Annotated in this window: 13 protein-coding genes; 6 read left to right on the forward strand and 7 right to left on the reverse strand. The window is 74.6% G+C overall.

Annotated elements, in window-relative coordinates; genetic code table 11:
- Positions 1 to 153: 153 nt before the first annotated feature.
- Positions 154 to 1,551, reverse strand: coding sequence for a HEAT repeat domain-containing protein (locus ACFY15_RS22405; RefSeq protein WP_390688732.1), 1,398 nt, complete (start codon positions 1,549 to 1,551; stop codon positions 154 to 156).
- Positions 1,552 to 1,893: 342 nt separating this feature from the next.
- Positions 1,894 to 2,295 (reverse strand): ankyrin repeat domain-containing protein, encoded by a 402-nt coding sequence (locus ACFY15_RS22410; protein WP_390688731.1) that lies wholly within the window; start codon positions 2,293 to 2,295, stop codon positions 1,894 to 1,896.
- Between the two features lie 367 nt (positions 2,296 to 2,662).
- Here ACFY15_RS22410 and ACFY15_RS22415 point away from each other — a divergent pair, with 367 nt between their 5' ends.
- Positions 2,663 to 2,857 (forward strand): hypothetical protein, encoded by a 195-nt coding sequence (locus ACFY15_RS22415; RefSeq protein ID WP_366453514.1) that lies wholly within the window; start codon positions 2,663 to 2,665, stop codon positions 2,855 to 2,857.
- A 31-nt stretch (positions 2,858 to 2,888) separates the two neighbouring features.
- Complete coding sequence (locus tag ACFY15_RS22420) at positions 2,889 to 4,520, forward strand: ATP-binding protein (RefSeq protein ID WP_390825989.1); 1,632 nt, start codon at positions 2,889 to 2,891, stop codon at positions 4,518 to 4,520.
- A gap of 25 nt (positions 4,521 to 4,545) precedes the next feature.
- Here the strand turns inward: ACFY15_RS22420 and ACFY15_RS22425 are convergent, their stop codons facing one another.
- Positions 4,546 to 6,045, reverse strand: a complete 1,500-nt coding sequence (locus ACFY15_RS22425; protein ID WP_390688729.1) for a PLP-dependent aminotransferase family protein — start codon at positions 6,043 to 6,045, stop codon at positions 4,546 to 4,548.
- Between the two features lie 213 nt (positions 6,046 to 6,258).
- Here ACFY15_RS22425 and ACFY15_RS22430 point away from each other — a divergent pair, with 213 nt between their 5' ends.
- The 3 genes from ACFY15_RS22430 to ACFY15_RS22440 all read left to right on the forward strand — a co-directional run bounded on the left by ACFY15_RS22430 (position 6,259) and on the right by ACFY15_RS22440 (position 9,155).
- A complete protein-coding gene (locus tag ACFY15_RS22430; RefSeq protein ID WP_390688728.1) occupies positions 6,259 to 7,029 on the forward strand; it encodes a glycerophosphodiester phosphodiesterase family protein in 771 nt (256 codons plus the stop codon).
- 67 nt (positions 7,030 to 7,096) lie between these two features.
- Complete coding sequence (locus ACFY15_RS22435) at positions 7,097 to 8,479, forward strand: MFS transporter (protein WP_390688727.1); 1,383 nt, start codon at positions 7,097 to 7,099, stop codon at positions 8,477 to 8,479.
- A gap of 301 nt (positions 8,480 to 8,780) precedes the next feature.
- Complete coding sequence (locus ACFY15_RS22440; RefSeq protein ID WP_007262928.1) at positions 8,781 to 9,155, forward strand: RNA polymerase-binding protein RbpA; 375 nt, start codon at positions 8,781 to 8,783, stop codon at positions 9,153 to 9,155.
- A 132-nt stretch (positions 9,156 to 9,287) separates the two neighbouring features.
- On the opposite strand, the gene fxsA is transcribed toward ACFY15_RS22440, so the two are convergent.
- From fxsA to ACFY15_RS22460, 4 genes are all read right to left on the reverse strand, one after another.
- Positions 9,288 to 9,884, reverse strand: coding sequence for an FxsA family membrane protein (gene fxsA / locus ACFY15_RS22445; RefSeq protein WP_390688726.1), 597 nt, complete (start codon positions 9,882 to 9,884; stop codon positions 9,288 to 9,290).
- 95 nt (positions 9,885 to 9,979) lie between these two features.
- A complete protein-coding gene (locus ACFY15_RS22450; protein ID WP_390688725.1) occupies positions 9,980 to 10,750 on the reverse strand; it encodes a polyprenol monophosphomannose synthase in 771 nt (256 codons plus the stop codon).
- A 325-nt stretch (positions 10,751 to 11,075) separates the two neighbouring features.
- Complete coding sequence (locus ACFY15_RS22455; protein WP_390688724.1) at positions 11,076 to 12,686, reverse strand: amidohydrolase; 1,611 nt, start codon at positions 12,684 to 12,686, stop codon at positions 11,076 to 11,078.
- Positions 12,687 to 12,756: 70 nt separating this feature from the next.
- Entirely contained in the window at positions 12,757 to 13,197 is a 441-nt protein-coding gene (locus ACFY15_RS22460) for an Lrp/AsnC family transcriptional regulator (protein ID WP_030011705.1), read from the reverse strand.
- A 217-nt stretch (positions 13,198 to 13,414) separates the two neighbouring features.
- Here ACFY15_RS22460 and ACFY15_RS22465 point away from each other — a divergent pair, with 217 nt between their 5' ends.
- Positions 13,415 to 13,864, forward strand: a complete 450-nt coding sequence (locus ACFY15_RS22465; RefSeq protein ID WP_390688723.1) for a hypothetical protein — start codon at positions 13,415 to 13,417, stop codon at positions 13,862 to 13,864.
- Positions 13,865 to 13,867 lie beyond the last annotated feature (3 nt).

Raw genomic sequence — 13,867 nt, forward strand, 5'->3', positions numbered from 1 at the left:
CCGGTCGCCTCGAGCGCCGCGCGGGCCGGATTTCGCTCAGCGACGTGCCGGCCCGCGCGGCGCTCGAGGCGAGGGGGTACCCCCGGCGGCATCCGGGGGATCGTCCGGGGCGGAGCCCCGGGGGCGAGCACCGCGCAGCGGGGGCCGGCGGGGCTACACGGCCGACTCGGGGGTGATGCGGCTGCGGACCGCCGACTGGACGTCCTCCTCCTCCGCCGGGTCCGTCGCCAGACGGCGGAGGCGGGGGGCGACGCGGGCGTCGGCCGTTTCGGCGTGGCGGGCCGCGACCTCGCGGGTGGTCTCCTCGCAGTCCCACAGGCATTCGACGGCGAAGCCCGCCGCGAAGGTGGGGTCCGTGCTGGCGAGGGCGCGGGCGGCACGGCCGCGCAGGTGGGAGGAGGCCGTCTCGCGGTAGATGTGGCGCAGCACCGGGGCCGCGCAGCCGATGGAGAGCCGGCCCGCGCCGTCCACCAGGGTGAAGAGGCGGGCGGAGTCGGGGCCCGAGCCCCGGACGGTCGAGCGGAGGGCTCCCAGGACCAGGCCGGCGTCGTCGGCGCCGCCGCAGGCGGCCAGGAGGGCCGCGGCGGCAGCTCCGAGGGCGTCGGGCCGGTGGACCCACGAGCGGGCCCGTTCCAGGGCCGCGGGGCCGCACATGCGCTCGTAGGCGGCCACGGCGGGTTCGTCGCCGGCGGCTTCGATGAGGTCCAGGACGGCCGGGTTCTCCGGCTCCGCGAGGACCAGGTGGTGCAGGGCGGTGGCCCGGGCGGCCTCGCCCTGGGCCCCGGCGGCGGCCGCGAGGATCTCGGGGCGGTCCTCGGGCCCGGCCACGGCGGCGAGACAGCGCGCGGCGGGCACGTGCAGCGGGGTGCCGCGGCGCAGCCCGTCGGCGGCCCAGTCGAAGACGGCCCGGACGCCCCAGCCGGGCCGGGGGCCGCCGGGGGAGAGCTGGCGCTGCCAGCGGTCGAAGGAGCCCTGCTGGCGGGCGGCGCGCAGGCGTTGCCCGTACTGCGGGAGCTCCTCCCACAGGCGCCACGGCCGGGGCTCGTAGGCGTCGCGGACGGCGGCGGCCAGCCGCGCCTCGCCCTCGGCGTCCGCCGGGAAGCGGGCGAGGACGGGTGCGGCGAGGGAGCGCAGCCCCTCGTCGTCGTCGCGCAGGGCGAGCTCGTCGAGGGCCCAGGCCCAGTTGGCCCCGGAGGCGGCGTAGCGGCGCAGCAGCATGAGCGCGTCGTCGCGGCCGTACGAGGCCAGGTGCCCGAGGACGGACAGGGCGAGCCCGGTGCGGTGGTCCTCCTCGTCGACGAGGTCGTCGACGCCGAAGAGGTGGGCCTCGATCTCGCCGAGGGGGCCGGCGAGGTCCAGGTACAGGCGTGCGTAGTACAGCGACCGGTTCTCGACCTGCCAGTCCTGCCGCGGGTCACGGGTCACGCACTGGTCGAGGGCCGCGAGGGCCTCGGGCCGGGGCGCCGCGAGGGCGTGCAGCGTGCCGTCGCCGCGGCCCCGCTGGAGGAGGCCGAGCAGGGTGCCGCTCGGCGCTATGACTGGTTCGAACATGGGAATGGCCTCATATCAAGCTGGGGACGCAACCGGGAATCGGGATTCACAGGGCCGCGTAACAGCATGTGAGGACGTCCGCCGTCATGTTCCGCTCGATGTAGACCATTGCCTTCTCACTCTCGTCGGTGCTCCGCGACCGTGCCGGCCGGTGCGGCAGGGGTGGGTGTGGACACCCGTCGTGTCCAGCCCGCTCCTGCCCGTCCGTCATGTCCGCGAATCGAATCCGACGCCATGATGGCCCAGGCGGTTTGTGCGCCGCGACCACATTTAAGGGCGCCGTGACCAAGCCGTGAGGTCGCGGGCCCGTACCGGCCCGGGCCCGGACGGGGAAAAAGCGGACTACTTGGCTCCGAAGAGTTCCAGCAGGTCGGCCTTGTGGAACATGCGGGCCGTGTCCACCGCGGAGGGGGTGCCGGCCTCGGGATCGGCCCCGCCGGCGAGCAGCGCGCGGATGACGTCTTCCTCGCCCTTGAAGACGGCGCCGGCGAGCGGGGTCTGGCCGCGGTCGTTGGCGCGGTCGGCCTCGGCGCCGCGGGCCAGCAGGGCGGTGACGGCGTCGGCGTGCCCGTGGTAGGCGGCGAGCATGACGAGGGTGTCGCCGCGGTCGTTGGTGAGGTTGGCGGGGACCCCGGCGTCGAGGTAGGCGGCCAGGGTCTGCGTCTCGCCCTGGCGGGCGAGGTCGAAGATCTTGGTGGCCAGCTCGATGACGTCCTCGTCGGGCGCGTCCTGGTGCTCGCTCATCGGTCGTACCGCCTTTCGCTCTTCTCAAGTCGTGCCGGGGCGCCGGCCGGCACCCACCGCCGCCTGCGGCATCCGGCAGGAGTCTGCCCAGGCCGGGCGGGCAGGGGGGTGCGCGGCGCTGCGTCCGTACGGGTGAATCGCCAGGGTAGCGCCCGTCCCTGGACATGGCGGGGCCAGCCCGAGGCAAGGATGTCGGGGGCCGGGACACCCGACACCCCGGGGCGCCGACGTGCCAGCCGGGACGGTCCGGTCAAGTGAAAAACCCGAAGGTTCACCCGTATGCACCTTTTGTCGCATTGATACTTCCTGTGAGCCTGGAACAACTGATGGTGACCTTCCCGACCGTTCCGCTACCAGGAGAACTCCCATGGTCCTGTCGATCTCCGGCGTCGTACTGCTCGGCATCATCTGCTTCCTCTTCTTCAAGAAGGACGGGATGAAGCTGATGCACGCCGTCGTCTGCGCGCTCTTCGGCTTCTTCCTCGCCGGCTCCGCCATCGCCCCGAGCATCACCGCCAGCACGGCGAGCCTCGCGAGCCTGCTCGGCGGGATCAAGCTCTAGCCCGCCCCGCCCCACCACCCAGGAGACGACCGTGGCCCGGCGCCCACTTCCCCGCATCCTCACCAGTGGCAGCACCTCGCTCGCCCGGGGCCGCGACCTCGCCCGCACGGCGGCCGACAACGCCACGGACGTCCTCCATCCGCTCCTGGTCGTCGGGCGCGGACTGCGCGTCCTGGCCTCGGCCGGCCGCCGCAAGTGGGCCGCGACCCCGAAGGACAAGCGGGGTCCGGCGCTGTTCCTGGGCGCCGCCTGCGTCCTCGTGGTCGCGCTCGTCCCGTACGGGCCCGTCACGGCGCTGATCGCGCTGATGGCGGCGGCGGGCTGGCACGGGCGTGACCGCACCCCCGTGAAGAGCGGTCCCAGCGAAGCCGAGACCGACCGGCTGCGCTCCCTCTACGAGGCCCTCGTGCCCTACTTCTCCGCCCCCGAGGACCCGAGCCCGCTGTTCGCCCACGGCGGCGGCTTCGACGACGCCTTCAGCGACCACGCCTTCGACGCCGAGGGCCGCGTCACCCGGCTCCGGATCCGCTACCCGGCGTACTTCACCGACGGGGAGGCCGCCTCGCGGGCCCGGATCGAGTCCCTGCTGCACGCCAAGTCCGGGCGCGGCCGGGAGTACCACTTCGCCTGGGACGAGGAGGCCAACCGGCTCGACCTGAGCGTCCTGGAGGCCCTGCCCACCGGGATCGCCGCCCAGCCGTTCGTCACCTCCCCCGGCGAGAGCGTCCTCGGCTTCACCGACCCCTCAGGGGTCCGGCGCACCCTGCCGGTGCTGGAGGGCGACGAGACCCGCGACCTGCCGCCCGTCATCTGGCGGACCGGCCCCGGCTCCACCGAACCCCACCTGCTGGCCGTGGGCCAACCCGGCAGCGGCACCACCACCCTGGTCCGCTCGATCGCCCTTCAGGCCCTGCGGCAGGGCGGCGACGTGATGGTCGTCGAGGGCGGCGGCAGCAACGAGTACGCCTGCCTGGCCGGACGGGCGGGCGTCCTCGCCGTCGAGTGCGGCCCGACCGGGGCCCTGGCCACCGTCGAGTGGGCCGCGCACGAGACCGAGCGGCGCCTGATCGCCGCGCACCGGGCCCGCGAGGCCGGCCGGCCCGCGCCCGAGGACATCCGGCGGCCGCTGTGGATCCTGCTGGACCGTCCCAGCGTGCTCGCGCACCTCGCGACCGCCGAGGGCCGCCCTGACCCCCTCGCCCAGCTCCAGGTGCCCCTGCGGCACGGCCGCGCCGCGCACGTCACGGTGGTGGTCGCCGAGCACTTCGACCACCTGGAGCTGATCGGCGACGCCGTCTGGCAGCACACCCGGGCCCGGGTCGTCCTCGGCCCCGCCCCCGTCCAGCAGCTCACCGACATCCTCGGGCTGCCCCCGCACACCACCCCGCCCCCGCAGCTCCCGCCCGGCCGCGGCTACGCCCGGCTCGGGACCGGCCCGGTCCACCGGCTCCAGGTGCCCGCCACCCCGGACCCGTACGACGACGCCACGCACCCGGCCCACCGCCACGCCGTCATGGAGCTGCTGCCCGAGCGGCAGCCGGCCGGGCCCCGCGGCGGCGAGTCCCCGCCGGTGCCCGCGGGGCCGCTCAAGGACCAGCCCCCGGCACAGGCCGGGACGCCCGGCACCGCGGAGCTCCCCGAAGTGGCGGCGGAGGCCCCCTGAACCCCTCGGGCGAGGGGGAGCCGGGCTACGCGACGAACGTGCGCGGCGGTTCGGCCGCGCCGCCCTCCCCGGTACCGACCAGGCGGGCCGCCGCCGCCAGGCGCACGGCGGCCTCCTCGGCCACCGGGCCGCCGACCGTGAAGGGCAGCCGGACATAGCCCTCGAAGGCCCCGTCCACCCCGAACCGGGGGCCCGAGGGGACGCGGACGCCGACCCGCTCCCCCACTTCCGCGAGCCGCGAACCGGACAGCCCGCCGGCCCGGGCCCACAGGGTCAGCCCGCCGCCCGGCACCTCGAACTCCCAGTCCGGCAGCTCCCTGCGCACCGCCGTGACCAGCGCGTCCCGGTTCTCCCGGGCCTGGGTGCGCCGCATCCCGACGGCCTCCTCCCAGCCCCCGGTGCGCATCAGCCAGTTCACGGCGAGCTGCTCCAGCACCGGGGTGCCGAGGTCGGCGTAGGCGCGGGCCGCGACCAGGCTGCGGATGACGTCGGGGGCCGCCCGGACCCAGCCGATCCGCATGCCCGCCCAGAAGGCCTTGCTGGCGGAGCCGACGGTGACCACCGTGGAGCCGGCCGGGTCGAAGGAGCACACGGGGCGCGGCATGGCCGGCTCCGGGTCCAGCTGGAGCTCGGCCATGGTCTCGTCGGCGATCAGGACGGTGCCGGCGGCGCGGGCCGCCTCGACCATGGCCCGGCGCTGGTCCTCCGAGGCCAGGGCTCCGGTGGGGTTGTGGAAGTCGGCGACGACGTAGGCCAGGCGCGGGGCCGAGTCGCGCAGGACCTGCCGCCAGACGTCCATGTCCCAGCCGCTGAGTCCCGCGCCCATGGCAACGGGCACGAGGCGGACCCCGGCGGCGCGCATCAGCTGGAGGATGTTGGCGTAGGAGGGGGACTCGACGGCGATCCGCTCGCCCCGGCCGGCGAAGAGGCTGCAGATGGCGTCTATGGCGCCCATGGCCCCGGTGGTGACCATGATCTGCTCGGGCATGGTCGGGATGCCGCGCTCGGTGTAGCGGTCGGCGAGCATCCGGCGCAGCGCGGGCAGGCCGGCGGGGTAGTCGCCGTGCGTGTGCGCGTAGGGCGGGAGTTCCTCCAGGGCGCCCTGGACGGCCTTGGTGAGCCAGGGCTCGGGCGCGGGGAGGGCGGCGCAGCCCAGGTCGATCATGGAGCCGAGGGACTCGGGCGGCAGCGGCTCCAGGCCCCGGGCGGGGAGGGGGTTCCCGGCCGGTACGGACGTCCAGCTGCCGGAGCCCCGGCGGGACTCCAGGAAGCCCTCGCCGCGCAGGGCCTCGTAGGCGGCCGCGACGGTGGTGCGGCTGAGGGAGAGGGCGGCGGCCAGTTCGCGCTCGGCGGGCAGGCGGGCCGCCACGGGGACGCGGCCCTCCAGGACGAGCAGCCGGATGCCGTCGGCGAGCGTGCGGTACGCGGGCGCCCTGCGGGCGCCGGGGACGGCGGGCCGCTCCTGCTGGGAGGTGATCAGGCGGGCGAGCTGCGCGGCGCCGACCGCTGAGGTCCACTGAGCCATGGCGTCCGGTCCACCTTCATGCGATTGGCCCGGGCGGGCGGGGCACGGGCCGGGATTGGATTGGTTCCGCGGCCTCCAGGGTGTCACGGAGCGGTCCACTCGGGCCAGGCGGGGGCCGGACCGTCCGCCCGGCCCGGCCGGCGGACGGGCGCGTTCCCCGTCCGTCCATCCGGCCGCTCCCGTCCCGGGGGGCACAGCGGGCATACTGCGCCCGTGACTCACGTACGCCTTCGCCACCCCTACCTGGACCACCCGGCCCCGATCCCCTTCGCCCACCGGGGCGGGGCCGCGGACGGTCTGGAGAACACCGCCGCCGCCTTCCGCCGGGCGGCCGAAGCGGGCTACCGGTACTTCGAGACCGATGTGCACGCGACGGCCGACGGCAAGCTGGTGGCCTTCCACGACGCCACCCTGGACCGGGTCACCGACGCGACGGGCCGGATCAGGGAGCTGTCGTGGAGCCGGGTGCGGGAGGCGCGGGTGGCGGGCAGCGAGCCGCTGCCGCTCTTCGAGGAGCTGCTGGAGGAGTTCCCGGACGCCCGCTGGAACGTGGACGTCAAGGACGAGTCGGCCCTGTACCCGCTGGTGAACCTCGTCGCGCGGACCGGGGTCTGGGACCGGGTCTGCGTGGGCTCCTTCTCGGAGAGCCGGGTGGCCCGGGCCCAGAAGATCGCCGGCCCCCGGCTGGCCACCTCGTACGGGGTCCGGGGCGTGGTCGGGCTGCGGCTGCGATCGTGGGCGATCCCGGCGGCGCTGCGGGTGGGCGCGGTGGCGGCCCAGGTGCCGGAGACCCAGGCGGGCATCCGGGTGGTCGACCGGCGCTTCGTACGGACCGCGCACGCGCGGGGACTCCAGGTGCACGTGTGGACCGTGAACGAACCGGAACGCATGGAGGCTCTTCTCGACCTGGGTGTCGATGGCATCATGACCGACCGGATCGACATCTTGCGCACGGTGCTGGACCGGCGCGGAGCCTGGGCCTGACGGGCCGGAGGGCCGCCGCGCCCGGTCCGGCGGCCGGCGTCCTGCGGGGAGAGGCAAGGGGGCGCTCATGACCGAGCGTACGGACAGGGAAGCGGAACCCGGCGCGGAGGACGGCAGAGCCGCCGCGGACGCGGCCGCCGAGCGCCGGCGCGAACAGCACGGCTGGTACTTCTACGACTTCGCGTGCTCGGTCTACTCGACGAGCGTCCTCACGGTGTTCCTCGGGCCGTACCTGACGGCGGTGGCCAAGGCGGCGGCCGACTCCGAGGGCTATGTCCACCCGCTCGGCATACCGGTGCGGGCCGGGTCGTTCTTCGCGTACACGGTGTCGCTGTCGGTGATCCTGGCCGTGCTGATCATGCCGCTGGCCGGCGCGGCGGCGGACCGGACCGGCCGCAAGAAGCCGCTGCTGGCGGCGGCCGCGTACACCGGGGCCGCGGCGACGGCCGGGATGTTCTTCCTGGACGGGGACCGCTACCTGCTCGGCGGGTTCCTGCTGGTCGTCGCGAACGCCTCGCTGGCGGTCTCGATGGTGCTCTACAACGCCTTCCTGCCGCAGATTTCGACCCCGGACGAGCGGGACACCGTCTCCTCGCGGGGCTGGGCCTTCGGCTACACCTCGGGCGCGTTCGTGCTCGTGCTGAACCTGGTGCTCTTCCAGGGCCACGACTCCTTCGGCCTCTCCGAGGGCGCGGCGGTGCGGATCTGCCTGGCCTCGGCCGGCCTGTGGTGGGGGGCCTTCGCGATCGTCCCGCTGCGCCGGCTGCGGGACCGGGCGGTGGTCCGGGAGGCGGGTGCGGCGCCGGCCGTCAGCGGCTGGCGGCAGCTGGTGGCCACGCTGAAGGACATGCGGCGCTATCCGCTGACCCTGTCGTTCCTGCTGGCGTACCTGGTCTACAACGACGGGGTCCAGACCGTGATCTCCCAGGCCTCGGTGTACGGCTCGGAGGAGCTGGAGCTGGAACAGTCCACGCTGATCGTGGCCGTGCTGCTGGTCCAGGTCCTGGCGGTGGTCGGGGCGCTGGCGATGGGGCGGCTGGCGGTCGCGTACGGGGCGAAGCGGACGATCCTGGGCTCGCTGGCCGCGTGGGGCCTGACGCTGGGGGCCGGGTACTTCCTCCCGGCCAGGACACCGGTGTGGTTCTTCGCACTCGCCGCGATGATCGGGCTGGTGCTGGGCGGGAGCCAGGCGCTGTCGCGCTCGCTGTTCTCGCACCTGGTGCCGGCGGGCAAGGAGGCCGAGTACTTCTCCGCGTACGAGATGAGCGACCGCGGGCTGAGCTGGGTGGGGCCGCTGGTCTTCGGGCTCACCTACCAGGTCACGGGCAGCTACCGGGACGCGATCATCTCGCTGGTGGTCTTCTTCGCACTGGGTTTCGCACTGCTCGCGCGAGTGCCGGTGCGGCGCGCGGTGGAGGCGGCGGGCAATCCTGTTCCGGTGCGCGTCTGAGGCGGGATCCGGGCCGGACTCGTGAACGAGTTCCGAACGGATTTCGACGTTATGGCGATGGGCCGGTAGTGTACGCCTTTGGCCTGCCAGGCGGACCGTTACTGCGCGTTCATTGAGTAGAGACGTTGGGTGACATCTGCTGCCAGATGTGACAAAACGGGCACTGGTGGGTACAACAAGGGGCGGCACGACGGGCGACGCATGACCCGGAGCGGGAATCTATACCGCCGACCGGACGTTGACCGGATGACGACGACAGCGACACCTGTCCTGTGGGCGACAAGCCCGGGAGGCACGATTCATGAGTGAGCGAGCTCTCCGCGGTACGCGGCTCGTGGTTACCAGCTACGAGACGGACCGCGGCATCGATCTGGCCCCGCGCCAGGCGGTGGAGTACGCATGCCAGAACGGACATCGATTTGAGATGCCGTTCTCGGTTGAGGCAGAGATTCCGCCGGAGTGGGAGTGCAAGGCGTGCGGCGCCATGGCACTCCTGGTTGACGGGGACGGGCCCGAAGAGAAGAAGGGCAAGCCTGCGCGAACGCACTGGGACATGCTCATGGAGCGACGCACCCGCGAGGAGCTGGAGGAGGTGCTGGCCGAACGGCTGGCCGTCCTGCGTTCCGGCGCCATGAACATCGCCGTGCATCCGCGGGACAGCCGCAAGTCCGCCTGATCCGCGGGCGCTGAGCACAAGCCGAGGGGCCCCGCCACTGATGTGGCGGGGCCCCTCGGCTTGCCCTGTCTCGTCTCGGCCATGGCATGCCATGGCCGGGCCCGGCATGGCCCGGCCTGCGGCCCGCCCGGGCTACTGTGTCAGCGGCGGGCGGTGGCCGGTGTCGGGGCCGGGCCCTCCGGCCGGGGAGCCGTCCTCGCGGATCACCTCGCCCTGGACCACCTTGCCGTCGGGGAAGTGGATCCGGGCCTGCGTGTAGGCGTCGCCGAAGCCGCCCGGGGCGCCGGAGGCCATCCTCCGCTCCAGCGTCCGCCCGGCCCGCCGGGACACGAAGGCGCGGACAGGGGGGAGCAGCAGGAGCAGGCCGGCCGCGTCGGAGAGGAGTCCGGGCAGGATCAGCAGCAGACCGGCCAGCATGGTCAGGGCGTTGCCGGAGCCCTTCGCGGGCTGCGGGGCCGCCGGCGTGCCGCCGGCCATCGCCTGCTCCTGCGCCTGCTGGAAGGTCCGCGTCAGGTTCCTGAAGGCCCGCCGCCCGGCGCGCTTGATGACCACCACGCCCAGCACCAGCCCGCCCGCGAGCAGCGCGGCCACGGTGAGCCCGCCGGCCGCGCCCGCGACCAGGCTGAGCAGCCAGATCTCCAGGATCAGCCAGGCGGCTACCGCCAGCGGGAGGAACGTACGGGCGGGCGAGCGCCGCCGGGGGGCCGTCGTGGTGGTGCCGGTCGTCATACCACCCAGTGTGCCCGGCCCGGGGTAAAAGCGGCCTCAGCCGGAGGTACCGGGCAGCCCCTGGGGGCTGGCCGGGAGACCATCCGCTCCCCCGGCTACCGCCGGGAGCCGCCCCGGGTGAGCTTGCCGGCGCGCTCCCGCAGGCCCCACTGGGTGACCCGCCACAAGGCCTCGATCACGATGTCCTTGCTCATCTTGCTGTCGCCGAGCTCGCGCTCCACGAAGGTGATGGGCACCTCGACCACACGGAAGCCCTTGCGGACGGCCCGGCGGGCCAGGTCGACCTGGAAGCAGTAGCCGGCCGAGGCGACCTCGTCCAGGCCGAGCCCCTCCAGGGTCTCGCGGCGGAAGGCGCGGTAGCCGCCGGTGACGTCCCGGATCGGGACGTCCAGCATCAGCCGGGAGTAGGTGGAGCCCCCGCGCGAGAGGAACTCGCGGCTCTTGGGCCAGTTGACGACCCGGCCGCCCGGCACCCACCGGGAGCCCAGGACGAGGTCCGCGCCGGCCAGCGCGGTGAGCAGCCTCGGCAGCTCCTCCGGCTGGTGGGAGCCGTCGGCGTCCATCTCCACCAGGACCCCGTAGCCCTGCTCCAGGCCCCAGGCGAAGCCCGCCAGGTAGGCGGCGCCGAGGCCCTCCTTGCCCTTGCGGTGCATGACGTGGACGTGGTCGTCCCCGGCCGCCAGCTCGTCGGCGAGCTTGCCGGTGCCGTCGGGGCTGTTGTCGTCCGCGACCAGGACGTGCGCGTCGGGGACCGCCGCGCGGACCCGGCCCACGATCCGGCCGATGTTCTCCGCCTCGTTGTAGGTCGGAATGATCACCAGCGTGGTGCCGAGCGGCCCGAAGGTCCGCTGTCCGCCGTTGCTCACCGGTTCCCCTTGTGTGTCGTGCGTCGAGTCGGGCCCGTGCGGCCCGTTCTCGTCAGCCCGTCACGGCGAGACGATTTTAGAACAGCGATCGGGGCCCGGCGGCCCTTCGGGCCGGACCGGGGCCCGCTGGCTGCGGGCCGCCGTGACCGTTGTCTACTGGACCGCCGGGCCCGTGCCGGTGCCACCGCCGCCCCGGTGAAACCTTCCCTCGCCCCGAGGCGCAGGTGCGCTGGGCGGACGGCTCCGTCCGGTCCGGCGTCCTGCCGGTGGACCCGGGTGAACCTATCCGGGCGGGCCCGGCGGGACCGAGCCGATGCCGGGTGGATCACCCCCGTGGCCGTACGAATACCTCCCGGCCGCCCACGACCGTCTTCAGGCACACCGGCAGGTCCCCGCCCGGGCTGAGGTCGGGCAGGCCGGGGGTGCCGGAGCGCGGGTCGGTGGACCAGCGGGCGACCCGGTCGTCGGGGGCCTGGACCACCAGCTCGCCGGTCTGCCAGACCGCGTAGTCGGCGGGCGCGCCGGGCACCAGGATGCCCGCGTCGTCGCGGCCCAGCGCCCGCCAGCCGCCCCGGGTGTGGGCGGCGAAGGCCGCCCGTACGGAGATGCGGTGCTCGGGGGTGCGGTGGAAGGCGGCGGCCCGGACGGTGCCCCAGGGGTCGAGCGGGGTCACCGGCGCGTCGGATCCGAAGGCCAGCGGGACGCCGGCCTTGAGCATGGCCGCGTACGGGTTGAGGGTGCGGGCGCGCTCGGTGCCGAGCCGGTCCGCGTACATGCCGTCCTCGCCGCCCCAGGCGGCGTCGAAGGCCGGCTGCACAGAGGCGGTCAGGCCCAGCTCCGCGAAGGCCGCGATGGTCTCCGGGGTCATCATCTCGGCGTGCTCGACGCGGTGGCGGGCCGCCCGGATCCGGGCCAGGCCGACCTTCTCGGCGGCGGCGCGGACGCCCTCGACCACGGCGGTGACGGCGGCGTCGCCGATGGCGTGGAACCCTGCCTGGAGGCCCGCCTCGGTGCAGGCGGCCACGTGCTCGGCGACGGCGGCGGCGTCCAGGTAGCCGGTGCCGGTGTGCGCGGCGTCGGCGTACGGGGCGTGCAGGCAGGCGGTGTGCGAGCCGAGGGCGCCGTCCACGAAGAGGTCGCCGGCGGCGCCGACCGCGCCGAGCTCGCGGGCCAGGTCGAGGTCGCGGTCGGCCCAGTAGCCGTGGACGCGGGGGCCGGGGCGTTCGGCGGCCAGGGCCAGCAGGCCCGTGAAGTCCTCGGCGGAGGAGATGTCGGGGCCGCCGCACTCGTGCACCGAGCCGATGCCGAGGGAGGCGGCCCGGTCGAGGGCGGCTCGCTGGGCCTCGGCGCGCTGGGCGGGGGTGAGGGCGGCGAGCGCGGCGCGGCGGACGGCGTGGTGGTCGTCCTTGGTGAGGGGCTCGCCGTCGCCGTGCGGGTGGACCTGCGGGACCAGGTCGAGGAGGGCCGTGGTGACGACCGCGGAGTGGACGTCGATGCGGCTCAGGTAGAGCGGGCGGCCCCCGGTGGCCTCGTCGAGCTCGGAGCGGCGCGGGGCGCGGCGCTCGGGCCAGCGGGCGGCGTCCCAGCCGTGGCCGAGGAGCACCCGGTCGGCGGGGCGGCGCGCGGCGTACGCGCGGACGAGGCCGAGGGCCTCGGTGAGGGAGCGGGCGGTGGTGAGGTCGAGGCCCGTGAGGACGAGGCCGGTGGAGGTGGCGTGGACGTGGGCGTCGGTGAAGGCGGGGGTGACGAGTGCCCCGCCGAGGTCGACGACCTCGTCCACGCCCTGCGCGAAGGCGTCGGCGGCGCCCTCGGAGCCGACCCAGGCGATGTGGCCGCGCTCGACGACCATCGCCGTGGCGAAGGGGTCGGCGGGGCTGTGCACCTCGCCTCCGCGCAGGAGGACGGTGCGGGTGGGGGTGGCGGTGCCGTCAGTCATGGTCACCAGTCTCGCCCCTGCGGGGGGTGCGGTTCGCCCCGGGTGGGGGCGGTTCCGCGCCCCCGGACGGCTAGACGCGTGGTGGACGGGCCTCGTAGGGGGTGCTGAGGACCACCGTGGTGCGGGTGGAGACGTGGGCCAGGGCCCGGAGGCGGCCCAGGAGGTCCTCCAGCTCCAGGGGGGTGGCCACGCGGACCTTGAGGATGTAGTTCTCGTCGCCCGCGACGCTGTGGCAGGCCTCGATCTCCGGGACGCCCGCCAGCCGGTCCGCGATGTCGTCCGGCGCGCTCGGGTCGAACGGCTTGACCGAGATGAAGGCCGTGAGGGGGAGCCCGACGGCCTCGGGGTCGACCACGGCCGCGTATCCGCGGATGACGCCGCGCTGCTCCAGCCTGCGTACTCGCTGGTGGACCGCCGACGTGGACAGGCCCGTGGCCTTGCCCAGGTCCGTGTAGCTCATCCGCCCGTCCCGCACGAGCAGATCCACGATCTGGCGGTCCAGCTCCTCCATTGCGCTCATAGCCGCTCAACCTAAGGCCCAGCACCGCTCCAGGCACAGCGGTGTCCACGCAGAAGTGGCACCTGCGGCGGGCATGTGACGAAAGCCACAGACATGTACGGGCGTACATCCCGCTCTCGCGGTTACTCGTGCCGCGTGGCGGGAAGTGCTTGGTGTGGCCGTGGCCGAAGAACCTGCCCGCCCGGCCCATCCAAGGGGGAGTACATCCATGCTGAACACCAAGCGCGCCGGTCGCACCGAACCGGAGCCCCTGGAACCGCTCGCCGCCGAGTACGCGGAGGACGACGACTGCCTCGAACCCGCCGACGCCGAGGGGTTCGAGATCCACCACGCGATCTGCCCCGACTGCGGGCAGTCGATCGCCCTCGTCGCGGAGGAGGAGCACCTCCCGGAGCACGCCCTGTGCCTGACCCCCTGGAACCCGTTCGGGCTCACGGTGTGCGCGGGCACGGGCCGCCCGGTCGCGGACGCGCTGCCGACGGTGGGCCTGCTCCAGTCGGAGCAGCCGGAGCTGGAGGCCGTCGTGCACCTGACGCTGCCGCAGGGTCTCGACTGGCGGACGCAGCCCTTCTCGCACGTCGGCGGTCCGGGCTCGCGTCCCGTACGGCCGGCCGCGGTCCCGCTGCCGCAGAAGCGCGAGCACGCGCAGGCTGCCTGACCT

The sequence above is a fragment of the Streptomyces sp. NPDC001373 genome (genome assembly GCF_042895815.1).
In the GTDB taxonomy this organism is placed as follows: Bacteria; Actinomycetota; Actinomycetes; order Streptomycetales; family Streptomycetaceae; genus Streptomyces.

What these genes read in the sequence shown, in the direction of transcription:
- ACFY15_RS22405 (WP_390688732.1), bottom strand. Translation starts at nt 1,551, where the DNA reads ATGTTCGAACCAGTCATAGCGCCGAGCGGCACCCTGCTCGGCCTCCTC.
- ACFY15_RS22410 (WP_390688731.1), bottom strand. Translation starts at nt 2,295, where the DNA reads ATGAGCGAGCACCAGGACGCGCCCGACGAGGACGTCATCGAGCTGGCC.
- ACFY15_RS22415 (WP_366453514.1), top strand. Translation starts at nt 2,663, where the DNA reads ATGGTCCTGTCGATCTCCGGCGTCGTACTGCTCGGCATCATCTGCTTC.
- ACFY15_RS22425 (WP_390688729.1), bottom strand. Translation starts at nt 6,045, where the DNA reads ATGGCTCAGTGGACCTCAGCGGTCGGCGCCGCGCAGCTCGCCCGCCTG.
- ACFY15_RS22435 (WP_390688727.1), top strand. Translation starts at nt 7,097, where the DNA reads ATGACCGAGCGTACGGACAGGGAAGCGGAACCCGGCGCGGAGGACGGC.
- ACFY15_RS22440 (WP_007262928.1), top strand. Translation starts at nt 8,781, where the DNA reads ATGAGTGAGCGAGCTCTCCGCGGTACGCGGCTCGTGGTTACCAGCTAC.
- fxsA (WP_390688726.1), bottom strand. Translation starts at nt 9,884, where the DNA reads ATGACGACCGGCACCACCACGACGGCCCCCCGGCGGCGCTCGCCCGCC.
- ACFY15_RS22455 (WP_390688724.1), bottom strand. Translation starts at nt 12,686, where the DNA reads ATGACTGACGGCACCGCCACCCCCACCCGCACCGTCCTCCTGCGCGGA.
- ACFY15_RS22460 (WP_030011705.1), bottom strand. Translation starts at nt 13,197, where the DNA reads ATGGAGGAGCTGGACCGCCAGATCGTGGATCTGCTCGTGCGGGACGGG.
- ACFY15_RS22465 (WP_390688723.1), top strand. Translation starts at nt 13,415, where the DNA reads ATGCTGAACACCAAGCGCGCCGGTCGCACCGAACCGGAGCCCCTGGAA.